The organism is Rhodopila sp. (genome assembly GCF_035548095.1).
Taxonomy (GTDB): domain Bacteria; phylum Pseudomonadota; class Alphaproteobacteria; order Acetobacterales; family Acetobacteraceae; genus Rhodopila.
Genome location: NZ_DASZUV010000002.1, coordinates 315,189 through 329,997, shown reverse-complemented (window position 1 = coordinate 329,997; position 14,809 = coordinate 315,189). Strand labels below are relative to the sequence as shown.

Annotated in this window: 14 protein-coding genes; 9 read left to right on the top strand and 5 right to left on the bottom strand. The window is 66.8% G+C overall.

The annotated features are described in order from the left end of the window. Nucleotides 1-10: 10 nt before the first annotated feature. The gene (locus VHC04_RS03780) at nt 11-901 is read right to left on the bottom strand and encodes an SMP-30/gluconolactonase/LRE family protein (protein ID WP_325678100.1); all 891 of its coding nucleotides are present in this window, start codon (nt 899-901) and stop codon (nt 11-13) included. A 206-nt stretch (nt 902-1,107) separates the two neighbouring features. On the opposite strand from VHC04_RS03780, the gene denD reads away from it, so the two are divergent. Both denD and VHC04_RS03770 read left to right on the top strand, forming a co-directional pair. Further along, nucleotides 1,108-2,082, top strand: coding sequence for a D-erythronate dehydrogenase (gene denD, locus VHC04_RS03775; protein WP_325678098.1), 975 nt, complete (start codon nt 1,108-1,110; stop codon nt 2,080-2,082). A gap of 251 nt (nt 2,083-2,333) precedes the next feature. Next, nucleotides 2,334-3,491 (top strand): ABC transporter substrate-binding protein, encoded by a 1,158-nt coding sequence (locus VHC04_RS03770; RefSeq protein WP_325678096.1) that lies wholly within the window; start codon nt 2,334-2,336, stop codon nt 3,489-3,491. A 176-nt stretch (nt 3,492-3,667) separates the two neighbouring features. Here VHC04_RS03770 and VHC04_RS03765 read toward each other — a convergent pair whose 3' ends face one another. Beyond that, nucleotides 3,668-4,462, bottom strand: coding sequence for an enoyl-CoA hydratase (locus VHC04_RS03765; protein ID WP_325678094.1), 795 nt, complete (start codon nt 4,460-4,462; stop codon nt 3,668-3,670). Nucleotides 4,463-4,705: 243 nt separating this feature from the next. Here VHC04_RS03765 and VHC04_RS03760 point away from each other — a divergent pair, with 243 nt between their 5' ends. The 7 genes from VHC04_RS03760 to VHC04_RS03730 all read left to right on the top strand — a co-directional run bounded on the left by VHC04_RS03760 (nt 4,706) and on the right by VHC04_RS03730 (nt 12,672). After that, a complete protein-coding gene (locus tag VHC04_RS03760; RefSeq protein ID WP_325678092.1) occupies nt 4,706-6,052 on the top strand; it encodes an ABC transporter substrate-binding protein in 1,347 nt (448 codons plus the stop codon). A 21-nt stretch (nt 6,053-6,073) separates the two neighbouring features. Continuing rightward, complete coding sequence (locus tag VHC04_RS03755; RefSeq protein WP_325678090.1) at nt 6,074-7,006, top strand: branched-chain amino acid ABC transporter permease; 933 nt, start codon at nt 6,074-6,076, stop codon at nt 7,004-7,006. Nucleotides 7,007-7,009: 3 nt separating this feature from the next. Next, nucleotides 7,010-7,876 (top strand): branched-chain amino acid ABC transporter permease, encoded by an 867-nt coding sequence (locus VHC04_RS03750; RefSeq protein ID WP_325678088.1) that lies wholly within the window; start codon nt 7,010-7,012, stop codon nt 7,874-7,876. Continuing rightward, nucleotides 7,873-8,640 (top strand): ABC transporter ATP-binding protein, encoded by a 768-nt coding sequence (locus tag VHC04_RS03745; protein ID WP_325678086.1) that lies wholly within the window; start codon nt 7,873-7,875, stop codon nt 8,638-8,640. The genes VHC04_RS03750 and VHC04_RS03745 overlap by 4 nt, the downstream gene beginning before the upstream one ends. Further along, on the top strand, nt 8,633-9,316 hold the full coding sequence (locus VHC04_RS03740) for an ABC transporter ATP-binding protein (protein ID WP_325678084.1): 684 nt from the start codon (nt 8,633-8,635) through the stop codon (nt 9,314-9,316). The genes VHC04_RS03745 and VHC04_RS03740 overlap by 8 nt, the downstream gene beginning before the upstream one ends. Before the next feature lie 155 nt (nt 9,317-9,471). After that, nucleotides 9,472-11,259, top strand: coding sequence for a flavin-containing monooxygenase (locus VHC04_RS03735; protein WP_325678082.1), 1,788 nt, complete (start codon nt 9,472-9,474; stop codon nt 11,257-11,259). 240 nt (nt 11,260-11,499) lie between these two features. Continuing rightward, entirely contained in the window at nt 11,500-12,672 is a 1,173-nt protein-coding gene (locus VHC04_RS03730; protein ID WP_325678080.1) for an NADH:flavin oxidoreductase/NADH oxidase, read from the top strand. Between the two features lie 7 nt (nt 12,673-12,679). Here VHC04_RS03730 and VHC04_RS03725 read toward each other — a convergent pair whose 3' ends face one another. From VHC04_RS03725 to VHC04_RS03715, 3 genes are all read right to left on the bottom strand, one after another. Beyond that, nucleotides 12,680-13,159 (bottom strand): hypothetical protein, encoded by a 480-nt coding sequence (locus VHC04_RS03725; RefSeq protein WP_325678078.1) that lies wholly within the window; start codon nt 13,157-13,159, stop codon nt 12,680-12,682. Between the two features lie 29 nt (nt 13,160-13,188). Next, nucleotides 13,189-13,764: a hypothetical protein gene (locus VHC04_RS03720; RefSeq protein WP_325678076.1), complete on the bottom strand. Its 576-nt coding sequence runs from the start codon at nt 13,762-13,764 to the stop codon at nt 13,189-13,191. 164 nt (nt 13,765-13,928) lie between these two features. Further along, nucleotides 13,929-14,693 (bottom strand): alpha/beta fold hydrolase, encoded by a 765-nt coding sequence (locus VHC04_RS03715; RefSeq protein WP_325678074.1) that lies wholly within the window; start codon nt 14,691-14,693, stop codon nt 13,929-13,931. Nucleotides 14,694-14,809 lie beyond the last annotated feature (116 nt).

Below are 14,809 nucleotides of genomic sequence, written 5' to 3'. Positions count from 1 at the left end.
GTGCGTTCAATCAGGGAGCGGGAACATCGGCGATCAGGATCGATCCGCTCTCCGACTCCGTGATCACCAGGCTGCGCTCGTCCGGCGTCAGCGCGCAGTTCGTGGTCATCCGCCCCACCGCCGACTGGATCCGATACAGCGGCACGCCATGCGGATCGATCACCCACACGCAGCCATGGCCAGGGTTCGACACATAGAGCCGGTCGGTGCGGTCCATCGCCAACCCGTCCGGTCCCACCAGTCCCGGCGGCACGCGGGCGAAGCACTGCGCCTTGCCCACCACGGCATCGGGCCGCAACTGGAACCGCCACACCTCGCAGGAGCGGGTCATCGCCACGTACAGATGCGTCTGTGCCGTATTCAACACCAGCCCGTTCGGGCTCGGTCCCGTCCCGATCAGCTTGTCCACCCGCCCGTCCTTGTGCAACCGCCAGACCCGGCCGGTGGGATCCTGCAGGCCGGTCTGGCCCTGATCGGTGAACAGGATCGACTCGTCATTGTGCAGGGTCAGGTCGTTCAGGCCCTTGAAGCTCTCGCTCATGACCGTCTGCAGCACGGCCCGTGTCGCGCCCGTTTCGGGATCGATCCGCACCAGGCCGTGGCGGTAGTCGGCGGCCAGCAGCTCCCCATCCGGCTGCACCTTCAGCCCGTTTGGCCAACCCGGATATTCGGCGATCAGCGTCCAGTCCAGGTTCGGCTCGATCCGGAAGATGCGGCCATAGGGAATGTCCACCACGTGCAGCCGGCCCCGCGCGTCGTAGCACGGGCCTTCCAGGAAACAATCGACCGGCAGCCCGGCGCGGTTCGCATCCGACCATTCCGAGGCTTCCAGCCGCCGGAACCGGTCCGGCATCCGGGTCAGCACGCGGGTGGGGATTTCTGTCGGCGGATCGAACCACATGCCCGGGATGCTGGCCCGCCCCCCGCCGGTTGGCAAGACCGAGGGATCGGCCCTGGGATCCGCCCGCATGGGCTAGCCACGGGGGCCGACCATAGGGGCCGACCACGGGGGCCGACCACTGGAGCCGACCACTGGGGCCGACCACTGGGGCTGGCCAAGGACATCGGGCAGCGCGTAAACGCCGAACGGGCGAAGGAGGACGGTCGATGAAAATTTCCATCCTGGGCGGCGGCGGCTTCCTGGGCCGCAAGATCGCGGCAAGACTGGCCAAGGACGGCACGCTGGGCGGCAAGCCGGTCACCGGCCTGACCCTGTTCGACATGGCCGCCCCGCCGAAGCCCGAGGCGCTGTTTCCGGTGGCCTCGGTCGCCGGCGACCTCGTGGAACTGCCGGACACCGCGGTGCCCGCCGGCACCGATGTGATCTTTCATCTGGCCGCCGTGGTCAGCGCCGCCGCCGAGGCGGATTATGACCTCGGCCGCCGCGTCAACCTGCGCGGCACCGATGCGGTGATCGACCGCTGCCGCGCCTTGGGCACCCGCCCGCGCGTGGTGTTCACCAGCTCCGTCGCCAGCTTCAGCGGCAGCCAGGACCGCACCATGCCGGACAATGCGCGGCAGGTCCCCGGCAACAGCTATGGTGCGCAGAAGGCGGCGGCGGAACTGATCCTGGCCGACGCCTCCCGCCGCGGCTTCCTGGACGCCGTCACCATCCGCCTGCCCACCGTGATCGTGCGCCCTGGCCGCCCGAACAAGGCCGCCAGCTCCTTCTTCTCCGCCATCGTGCGGGAACCGCTGCTGGGGCTGGAGACCGAATTGCCGGTGCCGGACGATTTCTCGGTCTGGGTTTGCAGTCCACGCCGCGCGGTCGACTGGCTGCTGCACGCGGCGGCGATGGATACCGGCGCGATGGGGCTGGACCGCAGCATCGATCCGCCGGGCATCAGCACCACGGTCGCCCATCTGCTGCAAGCGCTGGACGAGGTCGCACCCGGCGCATCGAAGCAGGTGAAGCGGGTGGAGGACAAGGCGATCGCCGACATCGTCTCCACCTGGCCCCCGGCCTTCGAGGCCCTGCACGCTCGGACCCTCGGCTTCTCGGCGCATGAGCCGGTGCTGGAGGTCGTGCGGGCATTCATCGAGGACGACCTGGCGGCGACGAAGGCGGAGCGGGGGCTGTAATACCGCGGGAGCCTTGATGCCGAGGAATCCTTGATGCCGACCGTTCCGCCGTTGCGTCCCGCCGTGGCGAGGGACCGGTGATGAAGCAAACCTGCAGCCGGCTCGGGTAGCGTCCGGGCTGCGGCGGTTGCCGCCGTCCGCGGCCTCGCCTGTCCGTGGCCTCGCCTTGACGGTCCTGCCTTTCTGGCTGAGCCTCGACTGCGATACCAGCCGGCCATCAGCAGCCGGCGGCGAAACGGAGGGACGGATCGATGAGGCAATGGCGTCTGGCGGCGGCGCTGATAGCGATGCCCGCGCTGGCTCTGGCGGCACCCTGCGAATTGAAGATCGGCGCCATGGGCCCGATGTCCGGCAGCGGAGCGCAGTGGGGCCTGTCGATGCAGAGTGCCGCCGAGCTGGCGGCGGCCGAGGCGAACAAGGCGGGTGGCATCAAAATCAACGGGGAGACCTGCAAGGTTTCCGTCGTATCATATGACAGTAAATACACCGCGGATGGTGCCGCGGCCGGTGCCAACGTCCTGGCGGGACAGGATATCCACATCATCATCGGTCCGGTTGGCTCGATCGAGAATGCCGCGGTCAAGCCGGTGGCGGCCCGTAACCAGCAGCTTGCGTGGAACGCGGCCTATGCGAACAATGCGCTGGAACCGCGGTTTCCGCTCATGTTCCAGGTCAGCCCGCCGCCGGCCGTCTGGGCCGACCTGCTGATCAAACGGGCGATGAAGACATTTCCCATGAAAACCGTGGTGATCGTGGTGCCGAACGACCAGACCGGCACCGATGTCGCGGGTGTCGACGCGGCGGCGTACAAGCACAACGGCGTCACCGCCACGACGGAGTTTTTCCAGCGGGGCACGACGAATTTCGCGCCGATCATCACCCGCGTCCTGGCCACGCATCCGGATGCCGTCGATACGGCGTCCTCGGCCCCGGGCGACGCGGGCGTGATCGTCAAGCAGCTTCGTCTGGCCGGCTTCACCGGTCCGATCGGCCGCGTCGGCGGACCCGGCACGGCGGAGATCCTGCGGGTCAGCGGCGGGCTGGACGTGCTGCGCGATTTCTATTGGTATGAGGCGGTGCCGACCGATGACCCGAAGGTGCGCGCCATCGACGATGAATATCGCGCGCTGCTGGGCAAGGACCCCATGGGGGGCACCACCTTCTGGTCGTACCTGCCCGGCGCGCGACTGACGCTGAAAGCGGTGCAGGCGGCCGGGACGGACGACGCCGAGAAGGTGGCCGCGGTGTTGCGCACCATGCCGGTGGAGGACCCCAATATCGGCAAGGGATACTGGACCGGCAAGAAACAGTTCGGCATTGCGCAGGGACTGTTCTTCCCGTTCGGCATCGGCATCATCAAGGACGGCAAGAACCTGGGTGTGGAGCGTCAGGAAGCCCAGCCGGAGTGACTGCCTGCCGGTGCCGGCCTGCCGCCCTCACGCGGGGGCGGCCGCGGGGGTGGCAGTGAACGCACCGCACCACCGCGGCCACGGCATCCCTGGCCGGGGGGACCGCGCGACAGGCCGGCGGGCGGTGTCGCGCAAGCCGGCGACGATACGCGGGATCCGGACGGGATCCGCTCGTCTCACCGCCCCCGGAACACCGGCCGGCGCTTTTCCATGAAGGACCGCGTCGCCTCCTGAAAATCCTCGCTATCGGCGGCCTCCCGCTGCATCGCCGCCATCCGCGCCTCATTCCGCTGCGCGCGCTCCAGGCCGAGCTGGTTGATGAAGTATTTGGAGGCGCGGATGGACAGCGGCGCGTTCGCTGCCAGGGTTTCGGCGTATTCCACCGTGATCGCCTCCAGTTCGTCGGGTTCCACCACGCGGTTCACCAGGCCGACGCGCAGCGCCTCATCCGCCTTCAGCCGCCGGGCCGAGAACATGATGTCCTTGGCCACGCTGGGGCCCACCACGTCGACGAGCTGTTTCAACCCGTCCGGGGCATAGGCCACGCCGCGATGCGCCGCCGGGATGCCGAACTGGCTGTCGGAGGAGGCGAACCGGAGATCGGCGTTCAGCGCCATCCCCATGCCGCCACCCAGGCAATAGCCGCGGATCATGGCGATCAGCGGCTTTGCCATGGTCAGCATGGCCTGCCGCAGCTTTTCCGGCGCCACCTTGGCACGCTCCGCCGCCTCGGCGTCGGAGCGCGTCTTCTCGAAGCTGGAGATGTCGGCGCCGGAGATGAACGCCCGCTGGCCGGCCCCGCGCATCACCACCACCTTGACGGCGGGATCGGCCTCGAACGCCTCGATCACCGTCAGCGCATCGGGGTACATCGGCGGCGACAGCGCGTTCATTTTCGACTGGTTGTCCCAGATCAGCCAGCCGACCGATCCCTTGACCTCGGCGGCGACCATGCCGGATGTGAGCTTCATCGTGGTTTTCCCCTATGACCAGCCGCCATGAGTGTGCGTCGGCGGAGCTTGTGATCGCATCTGCCGGACGTTTGCGGCGTCCGGGACATTCCAGCAACTAGCGCAGGCGGCCCGGTCTGGCGAGGGTAGGGCTGGGCGGCGTCCACATGGCCTCGGTGGCCGGCGGGACGCCTGGCGGGTGAAATACCGGACGACAGAAACCATCGGCGGAGCGTTTCACCTGTCACTTGGCAAATCGTTGCGATGCCGGGTAGCAGGCGCCGCCTGGCGCGGCGAGGCGGGTCAACGATCCACCTGGGCCCGAATACCCTGTGGCCGTCGGGGAGATTCTCGTCACGGGAGGGCAATCACCGGCCGCTGTTTGAAACTGGCGGTTGTGTCGGCCGGTACGCCGCCTTGACGGCGGCTGCCGATCCCCCGCACCTTCCGGCAAAACAGGGGGAAACGATGGGTACAGGATTGACACGCCGAGTGATATTGTCGGCCCCTGCCAGCCTTTGGGCGGCAGGCGCATTCGCGCAGCAGAAGGAGCCATTCCGGTTCGGCGCCCTGATGCCGACGACGGGACCCGAAGCCGGCTATGGGCTGGATTTCGTCAAGACCTATGAGATGGCGGTCAAGGATATCAACGACAAGGGCGGCGTCGCCGGCCGGCCGCTGGAGATGATCGTGCTTGATACGCAGGCGAAACCAGAGCTGGCGATCAACGCCGCGAACAAGCTGGTTGATGTCGACAAGGTGCCGGTGATCATCACCGCCTGGAGTTCGGTGGTGAAGGCGGTCGCTCCCATCGGCAACCGCACCGCGACGCTGGAACTGAACATGGGCGCGAATTCGCCCGACATCGCCAATCTGGGCGACTATGTCTACACCGTGTTCCCGCTGGCCGAGGTCGACGTCACCGCCCTGGCGAAATACACCAAGGACAAGCTGGGCAAGTCCAAGGCGGCGGTGCTGTACATCAACAACGATACAGGCATCGGCGGCGCGAAGATCTATCGCGACGTGTTCACCGAAGCCGGCGGCCAGGTGGTTGCGTTCGAGGCTTATGATCCGAAGGCGTCTGATTTCACCGGCGTGTTGCTGAAGGTTCGCGTGGCCAACCCGGACGTCGTGCATATCCATGGCCTGTCGGAGCTGCCGCAGGTCATCGCGCAGATGCGGCAGCTGGGCATGTCGCAGCAGGTCACCAGCTACTCCGCCGGCTACAATCCCAAGTTGCTCGCGCAGCTTGGTCCGGCCGCCGAGGGGTTGATCGTCACCTCCCTGGCGCCCACGGCCACGTCGAACCCGAACGTGGCGAAGCTGCTGGATCTGTGGAAGCAGGTCGGCCGAGCGCCGAATGGCTTGCCGTATCTGCAATATGCGTGGGATTCGACGGTGGTGGTCGCCGATCTGTTTGCCTGGGTGGACAAGAACAAGCTGCCGGTCACCGGTGAGAACCTGCGCAAGGCCCTGCTGGAGATCCGCACTTTCGACCTGCCGATGACCGGCAAGCTGGTCATCAAGGACGATCACCGGATCAGCAAGCCGGTCTATCTGTACGTGGTCAAGAACGGGCAGTTCACGCTGCTCGACACCGTCGCCTGATCCTGCAGTCCGGCATCGCCGATGATCGATCCCGTCATATTGTTGCAGATCCTGTGGACCGGGATCGCGATGTCATCGTATTTCGTGCTGTTCACGGTGGCCTTCGCGCTGACGCTGAAGGTGGAGAAGTTGTGGAACTTCGCCCAGGCGGGCCTGATGGGCATCGCCTTCTATACGATGTTCTGGACGTTGAACGCCGGCCATTGGCCGGTGTGGGCCGGCATCGCGGCGGCGGTGGTGGTGACCTGTGCCGTTACCGTCGGCGTCGAGGTCTGGGCGGTCGACGTGCTGCGCCGGCGGCATTCCAGCGGACTGATCTTCTTCATCTTCACGCTGATCTTTTCCCAGTTCGTGTCCTTCCTGCTGACCCTGCTGTTCGGCACCGAACCGGAAACGATCTTTCCCAGCGTGATGTCGCCGGTGCGGATCATCGCGGGCATCGCCGTCACCGACTGGGACCTGCAGGCTGTCGGACTGACCTTGGGATTGTTGATCGCATTATACCTGCTGATCCGCTTCACCCGCGACGGCCAGTTCATGGTCGCCGTCGCCGACAACGAAAAACTCGCCGGCATCTACGGCATCAGCGCGATGCGGGCCTATCTCCTGTCGGGGGTGATTGCCGCGCTGTTGATCGTGGCGGGAATCTGGCTGTACGGCACGCGGGCGGGGGTCACGCCTGATGTGCCGATCGGGCTGATCCTGACGGCGGTGATCGCCACGCTGATCGGCGGATTGGGCCGGGTGTTCTCGGCCGCCTTGGCCGCGGTCGGGCTGGCCTTGCTGCAAAGCTTCAGCATCCTGTTCATCGCGTCGAAATGGCAGACATTGTTGCTGTACTGTGTTCTGTTTGTCGCGCTGCTGGTGTTTCCACGCGGCATTCCGGTGTGGCGCCGGCGCGTCCGAACGCCGCCGGTGCCCGCGCCCCCCGTCGCCGCCCAGGCGGGGGGCTGAGGGATGGACTATCTTGCCAGCACCGGCGTGTTGATCGGCATCTATGTGATCCTGGCCACCAGCTACAACCTGATCATCGGCTATGGCGGCCTCAACACCATCGCGCATCCGATCTTCTTCGCGCTGGGTGCCTATGCCGCCGCGCTGCTGGCCATCGGCACTGGGCTGCCGGCGGTGCTCTGCATCGCCGCGGGTGTCGGTGTGGCCGCTGCTGCCTCGGCCGCGCTGGCGGTCACCACCTTGCGTATCTCCGGCGACTACCTGCTGATCGCCAGCCTGGGCTTCCAGCTCGGTCTGTTGCAATTGGTTAACAATCTGGACTTCACCGGCGGCCCGGCCGGCTTGTCGAACATACCGATGACGCTGGGCGGTCCGGGACGCGGCTGGTGGTATCTGCTGATGACCGTGGCGATCGCCGTGCTGGTCATCTGGCTGGTGCACCGGGCGATGGCCGGGCCGTTCGGCAGAGCCGTGCGGGCGATGCGGGATGATGAGGTGGCGTGCGCGGCGCTGGGCCGCGGATTGTTCACGATGAAGGTGGTGATCTTCGCGTTCGGCTGTGGCGCGGCGGGTCTCGCTGGCGGTCTGTACGCCTATTACTTCCAGTATATCAGCCCGGAGCAGTTCAATGTCGCGCAATCGGCGACCATTCTGACGATGGTGGTGCTGGGTGGCCTGGGCACGGTCTGGGGACCGGTGATCGGTGCCTTCGTGCTGGTGGCGTTGCCGCAGGCCATTACCTTCCTGCAATTGCCATCCAGCCTGGTCGGCCCGCTGCAGGGCCTGATCTTCACCACGCTGGTCATCGTCTTCCTGTTCCTGCGCCCGCACGGCCTGGTCGGCACCCGCATGGCGGGAGCGGAGCATTGAGCGACGAGATCCTGCGGCTGGAGAATGTCTGCAAGCGTTTCGGCGGTGTCGTCGTGGCGGACAATATCTCCCTGTCGCTGCGCGCGGGCGATGTGCTGGGCCTGATCGGCCCGAACGGCGCCGGCAAGACGACGCTGTTCAACCTGATCTCCGGCCTGTTCCAGCCCGATGCCGGCCGCATCTACCTGGAAGGACGGCTGCTGGCGGGTCCGTTGCACCGCCGGGCGCGGGCCGGCATCGCCCGCACCTGGCAGCACATGCGGCTGTTCCGCAGCATGACGGTGATGGAGAACATGCTGGTCGGCCCGCGCGACTACCCCGGCGAATCGATGCTGCGGAGCATGGCGTGGACGGGTGCGGTGCGCCGGGCGGAGGCCGCGGCGCGCGACAGGGCGGTGCAGGTGCTGGAGCGCATGGGCCTGGCCGGCGCCGCGGACACCGTCGTGGTGGACCTGCCATTCGGACAGCAGAAGCTGATCGGTGTGGCGCGCGCGCTGATGAACGACGGACGCTGCCTGCTGCTGGACGAGCCGATGGCGGGGGTCGAAGGCTCCAATTACGAAACGATGCAGCGGATCGTGCGTGACGAGGCCGCGTCAGGCCGGGCGGTGTGCGTGGTGGAGCATAATGTCAGCTTCATCAAGGACCTGTGCACGGAGGCGGTGTTCATGTCGTATGGCCGTATCCTGCAACGCGGCTCCGTCGATGATCTGACCCGGTCACGGGAGCTGACCGACCTGTATTTCGGCACCGCCGATGCTTGAATATCGCAAGCTGGAGGCCCGCTACGGGGGTTTCACCGCGCTGCGCGACATCACAATCAGCGTGCGGCCCGGGGAGCGCGTCGCCGTGTTCGGTCATAACGGCGCCGGCAAGACGACGCTGCTGCGCTGCGGCCTGGGCGATGTGGACGACGTGTCCGGCACCGTCACCTATAACGGCGACCCGATCATTCCGGGATCGGTGTACCGGAACGCTCGGAAGGGGATCGGCTTCGTGCCGCAGGGACACAACGTGTTTCGTGACCTGAGCGTGGCGCAGAACCTGAGAATGGCGGGGCTGCTGCATGATCAGGCCTATATCGACGAAGTCTACCGGCTGTTCCCGGTCCTGCTGGAGAGACGGGCGCAGATCGCCGGATCACTGTCCGGCGGCCAGCAGCAGATGCTGGCGGTCGGCATGGCACTGATGACACGGCCGACGATCCTGATGCTGGATGAGCCTACGACAGGTCTGGCACCGGTCATCGTGCAGGACATGTTCCGTAGCTTGATCCAGATCAATGAAACCACCGGCACGGCGATCATGTTGGTGGAACAGAACGTTGCCGCTGCGTTGCGTATCGTCCAGCGGGCCATCGTTCTGAAGACCGGTGGCGTCATTTTCGACGGGCCCAGTGCGGAACTCGCCCGGCATGAGGATATGTGGCGCTGGTTCTGACCGGCTCGGTCGTATGGCGTCCTGTCGGGCGATGGGCGATGTGGACTTGCATGGGGGCACCCGTCTGGACATCGCCCGCATGGACAGGGACGGCCCGGCCCGGGCATACTCTCAAGCAACAACCTCCGTCAGGAGGGATGGCGGAGTGAAACAAGATGAATGATTTCGACCAGAGCTTTCTGGAATTCCAGGCCGCGGCCAGAGCGAGGCAGACGGCCGAGGACTGGCTGGCTGCGTTTGAAGCCGCGCTGGCGATCCGTGATCCGGCGCGGATCGGCGCCCTGTTCCATGAGGATTCGCACTGGCGGGACGTCCTGGCCTTCACCTGGCACATCACGCCGGTCGCGGGCCGCGATGCCATCGCATCCCGCCTGGCGGCGGAACAGGCGCATGCCGGCGCGCACGGGTTTCACCTGGAGCCGACCCGGCGCGCGCCCCGCCAGGTCAAGCGCCTTGGGATCGATAGCATCGAGGTCATCTACGAATTCAAGACCGCCGACGGCTGCGGCGCCGGCATCGTTCGCCTGTCCCCGGATGCCGAAGGCACGCCAAGGGCATGGCTGCTGTCCACGACCTTGCAGTCTCTTGACGGGTACGAGGAAAAGATCGGCGCCCGTCGTCCGACCGGCGCCGCCTATTCACGCAATTTCGGCGGCGACAACTGGGCCGACGTCCGCCGCAAGGCCTCGGCGTATGAGGATCGGGAGCCTACCGTCCTGGTCATCGGCGGCGCCCAGGCCGGCCTGTCCGCCGCGGCCCGGCTCAACCAGCTGGGCGTCGATACACTCGTGGTGGAGAAGTGGCCGCGCATCGGCGACAGCTGGCGCAAGCGCTACCATTCCCTGGCCCTGCACAACTCGATCCATCTGAACCATCTGCCTTACATGGAGTTTCCGCCGACCTGGCCGAAATACATCCCGAAGGACATGCTGGGGAACTGGTTCGAGTTCTATGCCGACGCGATGGAGATCAATTGCTGGACCGATACGGAATTCGTCAGCGGCACATGGGATGCGCGGGAACGGCACTGGATCGCGGTGCTGAGGCGCGGCGACGGCAGCGAACGGGTGGTGAAGCCGAGACACCTGGTGTTCGCCAATGGCGTCAGCTCCTATCCGATGATTCCCGATCTGCCGGGACTGAAGGACTTCAAGGGCACCGTCATCCATTCGGAAGGATTCGACAGCGGCGCCGGCTGGGAAGGCAAGAACGCGCTGATCCTGGGCACCGGCAGCAGCGCCAATGACATCGCGCTGGACCTGCACAGCCACGGGGTGCACGCCACGTTGATCCAGCGCGGTTCCACCACGGTCGTTTCAATCGATCCCAGCGCCCGGTTGAATGAGGCGATCTGGGACGAAGGCGGGCTTCTGGATGACTGCGACCTGATCGTTTCATCCGCCACGCCGCCACTGGTCCTGCAGGCCTATAAGGCCGTCGTGAAGCGCATGGTTGAATTCGACAAGACCTTGATCGAGGGCCTGAAAGGCATCGGCTTCAAGCACGACATCGGTGAGGATGAAAGCGGACACCAGATGAAATATTACCGCCGGGGCGGTGGCTATAATCTGGATGCCGGCAGCTCCGCCCTGATGATCAAGGGCGAGATCGGGCTGCTGCAGTTCGACCGCATTGAACGCTTCACTGCCGAGGGGGCGCTGCTGAAGGACGGCTCGACCATACCCGCCGACCTGATCGTTCTCGCAACGGGATATTACCCGCAGAAGGAACTGGTCGTCAGGGCGCTCGGCCATGAGATGGCGGAGAAGATCGGACCGGTGTGGGGCATTGGACCTGATGGCGAGCTGAACAACATGTACAAGCGCACCCCGCAACAGGGTGTATGGTTCATCGCCGGCGGTCTCGCGCAATGCCGTATCAACTCGAAATATCTGGCGCTGCAGATCAAGGCGATGGAACTGGGCAAGCTAGGGCCGCTCTGACGGAGCCAGCCGCCACGTCTCGCGCCGCCAAGCCGACCGGACATCGGCGCAGCGGGCTCAGCGGGCGGGTCCGGATCGCCGGACCCCTCGCGTGGGACCGGCCTGCCGGCACTGATGAGCCGGCCCTTAAAAGTGCGATCCAAGAGGGTTTCCGGCGGTCGGCCTGGTCGAATATGCGGTGACATGCCCCGCCCGCCACCCGGTAGGATCGGCGCCAAGACGAAAGAGGAACGCCCGCCCATGACCAAGCCGCTGCTGTTCACCCCGCTGCAGATACGCAGCGTCACGCTGAAGAACCGTGTCGTTCTGGCGCCGATGCATCAATACGCCTCCAACCAGGGCTTCGCGACCGACTGGCATCTCATGAATGCCGGCAAATACGCCGCCGGCGGGTGCGGCCTGGTGATGGTGGAATCCACCAAGGTCGAGCGTCGCGGTTGCGGCACGGTCGGCGATCTGGGATTGTGGAAGGACGATTTCATTCCGGGCCTGCGGCGCATCACCGATTTCATCCGCGCCCGCAACGCGGTGCCGGCCATCCAGATCGGCCATTCCGGCCGCAAGGCCAGGCTGACCCGGCCATGGGAAGGCCAGCAGCCGCTGACGGCGGACCATCCCGAGATGTTCGATTGGGAGGGCTGGGACCTCGTGGCCCCCAGCGCCATCGCCCATAGCGACCGCATGCCCGTGCCGCGTGCCTTCGCGCGGGCGGAAATCCCCGACCTGGTCACCCATTGGGGCGAAGCGGCCGCCCGCGCCGACAAGGCCGGGTTCGACATCCTGGAGATCCACGGCGCTCATGGCTACCTGATCCACCAGTTCCTGTCCCCCGAAGCGAACCGCCGCAACGACGCATATGGCGGCAGCGACGCCAACCGCATGCGCTTCGCCCTGGAAGTGGCGGAATGCGTCCGCGCCAACTGGCCCGATCACAAGCCGCTGTTCATGCGCCTGTCCTGCGAGGACGACGCCGGCTGGGGCCCTGAACAGAGCGTCGTGCTGGCGCGCGAACTGAAGGCGAAGGGCGTCGACGTGATCGATTGTTCCGGCGGCGGCATCCTGGAACGCTCACCCATGGACAGCGTCCGCGCGCGCGAATACGGATATCAGGTGCCGTATGCCGAGAAGATCCGGGCGGAGGCCGGCATCAAGACCATGGCGGTGGGCCATATCGTGCATGCCGACCAGGCCGAGGCGATCCTGCGGGCAGGCCGTGCCGACCTGGTCGCCCTGGCGCGGGAGCTGTTGTACAACCCGAACTGGGCACTGGACGCGGCGCAGAAGCTGGGCGCCGATCCGGATTTCGCCACCGTTCCGCCGGCGATGGGCTGGTGGCTGGGCAAGCGCGCCAAATCCGCCTTCCAGGGTGTTCCGTCAACGTACCAAAATGGCGTGCGGGCCGCGGCGGAATAGGCCGCGGCTACTGCAACGTGCCCCAGCGATCGGTTGCCGGTTCGGCCTGCGCCCATTTCCACGTGTCGCCCTGGGCGCAGGCGGTGGTGACGAAGGTGCCGCGCGGCGCGTCGGGCTTGTCGCCGTCGACGACGGTGAACGCGACTTCCTTGCAGGGGGCCAGGGTGTTGTCGATCATGCCCAGCACGGTTACGTCGCCGTGCTCGTTGCCGAACGGGATCGTGTGCTCGATCTTCCAGGGGGCGGTCTGGCCCGGCTGCAGCCGGCCGACCGTCTGGGCGATCTGGTCCTGTTCGTTCCGCTGGCGCGTGCGGGTCACATATTTCACCAGCGAGTCGACCGCCGCCTGCGTGCCGATGCCGGCGGCATAGCCCACCACCGGGTTGGTCGTGCCGGCGCCGGTGGCGGTGCCCACCACCGCGCCGCTGATCGCGCCGATGCTGTTGCACGCCCCCAATGGCAGCAGAACGGGCAGCAGAACGGGCAACAGAAGAGGCGGCCGGCCCGCCCGGCGACTCATTGCAACGAGCCCCATCGTTCCGTCGCCGGCTCGGCCGTGGCCCAGCGCCACGCCTGCCCGTCCCGGCAGACCGCCGCCGTGTAGAACGCTCGGTGGGGGTGGCCATCCTCGGTGGTGTCGACGGAAAACACGATCTCCTTGCAGTCCAGCGAGCCGGCCGCCGCCGGCGCGGTGATGACGCGGGAGACCGTTACCTCACCCTGCTCATTGCTCTCGATCGGCAGACTGTGGCGGATGTTCCAATGCGCCACCTGGCCGGGCGCCAGCGGCCCGGCGGCCTGCGCGATCGTATCCTGTTCGGCGTGATGGATGCGCTTTTCCAGATACTGCACGCCCGCCATGCCCGCGGCCTGGGCGCCGATGCCGATGCCGGCGGTCACCGCGCCGTTGGCGCCGACCGCATGGGCGACGGAGGCACCGGCGATGCCGGCACCCGCCGCCGTCCCCTCGGTCAGCAGCGAGCTGCATGCGCCGAGCGACAGCGGCAGGCCGGCGGTGAGGATCGTGAGCGTGAGCCGAAGCGCGATCGGATATGTGGCCGGACGTCCGACCCGGGCGGCGTGGACCGGCAAGAGCAACCTCATCCCCGTGCAATCGCGGCTCAGCCGCGCGAGTCGCGGGAGTGTAGACGGCCGCGCCGATTCTTTGGAAGCCTGGGGAACCGGCCGGAAAGCGCATTCCGGCATCACGGGCGGCGCGCCGCGGGCGCGGAGACAACAGGATGCTGCGATCCCGTTCAGCTCCAGGCAGCCAGGAATCCTTCGACCACTGACAGGAAACCGGCCGGGTTGTCGGCATGCACCCAGTGGCCGGCGCCTTTTACCGCGACGAACCGCGCGTTCGGGAACAGCGCCTTGATCACCGGACGATGTTCCGCCAGCACGTAGTCCGACAGCGCGCCGGTCACGAACAGGGTCGGACCCGGATACCGGCCGGGCAGGTCTACCCAGCCTTCCAGGTCAGGGATGGCGCCGGCGATCTCCCGCAGTCCCACCCGCCATCGCGGCGCCGGGCCGAAGCGCAGGTTCTGCAGCAGGAAGGCGCGCACGTCGGGCCGCGTCTCGATATCGGCCAGTGCCGCATCGGCGTCCCGCCGGGTCAGCGATGGGCTCAGCGGGATCGCCTGCATCGCCGCCGCGATGCGCGCATTGCCGTGCTGGTAGACCACCGGGGCAATGTCGCTGACAAGCAGCCGGCCGACCCGGTCGGGGTGCAGCAGGGCCAGCGCCATCGCCGTCTTGCCGCCCATCGAATGTCCGATCACCGCCGTCGACCCGATCCCCAGCGAATCCAGCGTCTCGCGCACGTCCTCGGCCATCACCGGATAGCGCATGTCGGCGCCGTGCGGGCTGTCGCCGTGATCGCGCAGGTCCAGTGCGACCACGCGGAAACGCGGCGCCAGGGCACGCTGCAGGGCGCCGAAGTTGCGGGCGGCGCCGAACAGGCCGTGCAGCAGCACCACCGGCGGCCCCTCGCCGGCCTGGATCGCGTTCAGGATCATCGTCTCCTCCCCGGCCAGGCCGCCATGGCCACCCCGCCCATGATCGCCGCCGGTCCACCCCGCGGTTCGGCGATGAGAGGTTCGCGCGGCACGGTGTTCGCCAGGACCGGGCTGAT